Annotated in this window: 4 protein-coding genes; 2 read left to right on the top strand and 2 right to left on the bottom strand. The window is 66.0% G+C overall.

Annotation, left to right across the window (positions count from 1 at the left end; all coding sequences use genetic code 11):
• Nucleotides 1-49: 49 nt before the first annotated feature.
• Complete coding sequence (locus WAW17_RS17025; protein WP_422334117.1) at nucleotides 50-1,597, bottom strand: Rieske 2Fe-2S domain-containing protein; 1,548 nt, start codon at nucleotides 1,595-1,597, stop codon at nucleotides 50-52.
• 53 nt (nucleotides 1,598-1,650) lie between these two features.
• On the bottom strand, nucleotides 1,651-2,496 hold the full coding sequence (locus tag WAW17_RS17020; RefSeq protein ID WP_422334116.1) for a hypothetical protein: 846 nt from the start codon (nucleotides 2,494-2,496) through the stop codon (nucleotides 1,651-1,653).
• An 88-nt stretch (nucleotides 2,497-2,584) separates the two neighbouring features.
• Here WAW17_RS17020 and WAW17_RS17015 point away from each other — a divergent pair, with 88 nt between their 5' ends.
• Together WAW17_RS17015 and WAW17_RS17010 are read left to right on the top strand one after the other, a co-directional pair.
• Nucleotides 2,585-3,340 (top strand): lysophospholipid acyltransferase family protein, encoded by a 756-nt coding sequence (locus WAW17_RS17015; protein ID WP_422334115.1) that lies wholly within the window; start codon nucleotides 2,585-2,587, stop codon nucleotides 3,338-3,340.
• A gap of 56 nt (nucleotides 3,341-3,396) precedes the next feature.
• On the top strand, nucleotides 3,397-4,122 hold a 726-nt coding region (locus WAW17_RS17010; RefSeq protein ID WP_422334114.1), incomplete at its 3' end, for an HAD family hydrolase.

The raw sequence follows: 4,122 nt of genomic DNA, 5'->3' as shown, positions 1-4,122 counted from the left end.
ACATTGGGCGACAGCGCGGGAGGCTGGACGGCAGGGGAGGGTGGACGGGTCAGAGCTTGGTGGACCGCAGTTCGTGACCCTTGGACGTCTTGCACCGGCCCGACTCGAGGTCCCACTGCCAGCCGTGGAGATTGCAGGTGAGGTTGGTGCCGTCGACGACACCGAACTTCGACAGGTCCGCCTTGAGGTGCGGGCAGCGACGCTGGATCTCGTAGCCGCCGAGTTCGATCGATGCGGTGTCGTCGTGTGCCTCCGCGAACCAGCCGTCGGCGTAGGCGATGCGCTCGTCGGTGAGGCACTTGAAGAATGTGTAGAGGAACTCGTTGTAGCCGCCGACGCGCCACGCCTCGAATCGGGTGGACAGAAAGATGGTGTTGACCCAGTCGGGTTCGTCGTCGCGCAGTACGGTCCGCACGAGTTCGGGCGCGATACGGAAACCGTAGCGGTACTTGCCCTCTCCCTCGATGGGCTCGCGCACCACACGCTTCGGGAAGTCGAGGACGACGGTCTCGTCGCCCATCACCAGGCCCACGGGGTAGCCGATGCCGTCGCAGATCAGATCGGACTGCTTCATGATCGGCTCGAACTTGGCCCGGAGCGGTCCCAGCAGCGGCTCACCCTCTGACGGTGCCCACCGCGCCTTCTCGGCTGCGAGAACCGGCGCCATCCGCTGGGCCATGTCCTCGATGTAAGCGGCCTTGTCGGAGAAAATCTTGTCGACCTCGGCGTCGGGGATGGGGTGGGTGAGCTTCACTTCGCCGCCCACCAGGTGGGCCGTCGAGCCGGGGATCATGAGGATGCCGCCGTCGTTGCCGTGCAGGCGCATCTGCTCGAGGAAGACGATCTGATCCGGGAAGATGTTGCCCTCGTCGCCGTGGTCGTCGTTCAGACACCGCAATTCGTCGTCCAGGAAGACGGGCGGGCCGGCCGACGGCACCACCCATGTGGCCCCGACCTGCTCGATATAGCTGCGGCACCGGTCCATGCCGCGCTGACGCTTCTGCTTGCCGAAGTTGGCCTTCGTCTTGTTGGGGATGTCGTAGACCATCGGGTACCAGATGGCGCCCGAGTACTGCAGTAGGTGAATGTCGATCTTGCCGAACTGTTCGTGCAGGACGTCCATGTCCACCGGCCGGGCGTCGTTCATGTTGAACACGGTGGTCTCGCCGTCCGACACCACCAGCGCCGAATCGCCGATCGGGCCGTCCGCGGGTGCGCGCAGCGCGATGATCATGATGTCGAGGTCGCCCTTCGGTCCGCTCAGCGTGTGCTTCACGGAGTCCTTGGTCTCGACGAAGTTGTGGAAGCCCAGGGCCTCGAGTTCGCGCATGAGATCCGGCACGGGAAAGTCCGGGAGCAGCACCGTCGCGTTCTTGTCGACGTGCTTGCTCAGGTTCTCGGGGTCGAAATGGTCCTTGTGCAGGTGCGAGACGTAGAGGTAGTCACACTTACCGAGAGCGTCCCAGTCGAGCTGGGTGTTGTCCGGGAACGGGAACCAGGACCCGAAGTACGCGGGGTTCACCCAGGGGTCGCACAGGATCGATCCTGCCTCGGTCTGGATGTGGAATCCGGCGTGTCCGACGCTGGTGACCTGCACTGGTATGCCTCCTGGGAGCTGAGCGACTGTTCCAGGGTAGGCGTCCGCGGCGTCTAGGTCACTTCGCCCAGGCAGTAGCCGTCCGAACCCACGGTCAAGGTGATCGTTTCGGACTCCGTCACACCCGAGACGTCGGTGACCGGCACGGTGACAGCGATGTAATCGCCGCGGAGGGGTTTCGACGTCATCGCTTCGGCATCGAAATCGGTGGTTCCGGCCAGCACGTCCGGGTCCAGTTTCAGGGGCGGCTGCCCGCCGCTGCCCGTGCCGGCTGGGTCCCACGGACTGAAGCCGGGGCAGATCAACGGGTACGTGGACTCGGTGTCCGCCCTGTGTACCGGGCGGCCCGCCTCCCGTGACAGGAACCGCGTCACGGCGTGCTCGGCGTCGGCCGGTGTGTAGTAGTCGTCGGTGCCGGACGGGTGAACGTGCGGGCACGCATAGCCGGATGCGATCTCGCTGCGCTTGACGGACACGGTGGTGCCCGCGCCCGTCCACGACACCGCGAACTGCCCGTCGACCCCGGGCTGTGCGAGCGCGGTGAGGATCGCTTCGGTGTCCTCGTGCTGTTCGGTGATCTGGGCAGGCGGGAGGGTCCAGCACGTGCCGGGCAGCACGGCGCGATCGGTGATCAGGTCGGTCACCCAGGCCCGGACGGCGTCCACTGCCGCCGAGTTTCCGGGCACAGTGCCGATCGTCACCTGGGGCGCGGGTCGCGGCGTCGTCGACGGGATGGCGACAGTGGGCTCCTCGGTATCGGCACTCTCCACGGTGACCATCTGCTCCGGCACCTCTGCCGGTATCCCGGACTGCGAATCGCAGGCCACCGCCGCCGCGGCTACGGCCGCGAATCCCAGCGTGCGCGCCGCCGTGAGTGTTCTCCTGCCCGAGTAACCCATCCGAACGCGTGCCCTCTCTCGTCGTCCTGCCGCAGGTGCGTGCCCGACGGCACGCCAGATCGCAGATACCCGGCTACGCTAGCCGATTGTGGAACCCGTCTACCGAACCATCATCGGCATCGCGCGCACTGTATTCGCTTTCGAAGGACTGAAATTCACAGTCAAGGGTGAGGAGCACATCCCGGCGAGCGGTGGGGCGGTCATCGCGATCAACCACACCGGCTACATGGATTTCACCTACGCCGGACTCCCGGTTCGCAGCGTCAAGCGGTACGTCCGCTTCATGGCGAAGAAGGAAGTGTTCGACAACAAGATTTCGGGTCCGGTCATGCGGTCCCTCAAACACATTCCCGTCGATCGCGGCGCCGGCGCCGATTCCTACCGGGCGGCGGTCGACTTCCTGCGACGTGGCGAACTGGTCGGTGTGTACCCGGAAGCGACCATCAGCCGCAGTTTCGAGATCAAGGACTTCAAGTCGGGTGCCGCCCGGATGGCGATCGAATCGGGTACGCCGATCATTCCGATGGTGATCTGGGGTGCCCAGCGGGTGTGGACCAAGGGATATCCGAAGCGGCTCGGACGGACCAACACTCCCATCTCGATCGCCGTGGGGGAGCCCATCGAGCCCTTCGAGCCGGCGTCCGAGCTGACGGAGAAACTGCACACCACCATGCAGGCCATGTTGGCCGATCTGCAGAAGGACTACCACCACCCGGCCGGGGCCTACTGGGTGCCCGCGCGACTCGGTGGCAGCGCCCCGACGCTCGATGAGGCGAACAAGATGGACCTCGAAGACGCGGAGGCGAAAGCGCGCGCACGACGCCCCAGGGACGCCGGGAACTGAGCGCTGACCGGCAGTCGCCCGGCGGCGGCGCGCATCGAACGGGCAGAATGGCCAGGGTGAGCCCAGACCGTCCCAGTCTCGTAGCGTCCGATGTCGACGGCACCCTGATCGGGGACGACGAGCGCATCAGCGCCCGCACCCGAGATGCCGTCCTGGCGGTGGTCGACTCGGGGACGCCGTTCGTGCTCGCCACCGGCCGGCCCCCGCGCTGGATCCACCCGGTGGTCGAGGGACTCGGTTACGCACCCCTGGCGGTATGCGCAAACGGTGCTGTCGTCTACGACAGCGCCAGTGATCGGGTGATCAGCTCCGCGACCTTGGATGTGGACACCCTCACCTGGCTGTCGGAGCTCGCACTCGACCTTTTGCCCGGTGCCGGTCTCGCCGCGGAACGGGTCGGCATCAGCGCGCACGACGCCGCCACACCCCAGTTCGTGAGTTCCCCCGGTTACCAGCACGCGTGGCTGAACCCGGACAACACCGAAATGTCCGAGGTCGAGGTGCTCGCGGCACCGGCCGTGAAGTTGCTGATCAGGGTGCCCGGGATGAGCAGTCAGGCGATGGCCGATGTACTGTCACCCCACATCGTCGGCCGTGCCGATGTGACGTTCTCCACCAACAACGGTCTGATCGAGCTGTCGGCCTCCGGGATCACGAAGGCGTCGGGTCTGGCTGTGGTCGCCGAAAGACTGGGTGTGGACGTCACGAAGATCGTTGCGTTCGGCGACATGCCCAACGACATCCCGATGCTGACCCTCGCCGGCCGGGGTGTGGCCGTGGAG

The organism is Rhodococcus sp. (in: high G+C Gram-positive bacteria) (genome assembly GCF_049286785.1).
Lineage (GTDB): Bacteria > Actinomycetota > Actinomycetes > Mycobacteriales > Mycobacteriaceae > Rhodococcus_F.
The sequence above is the reverse complement of the archived record's forward strand: the minus strand, read 5'-3'. Positions and strand labels throughout refer to the sequence as shown.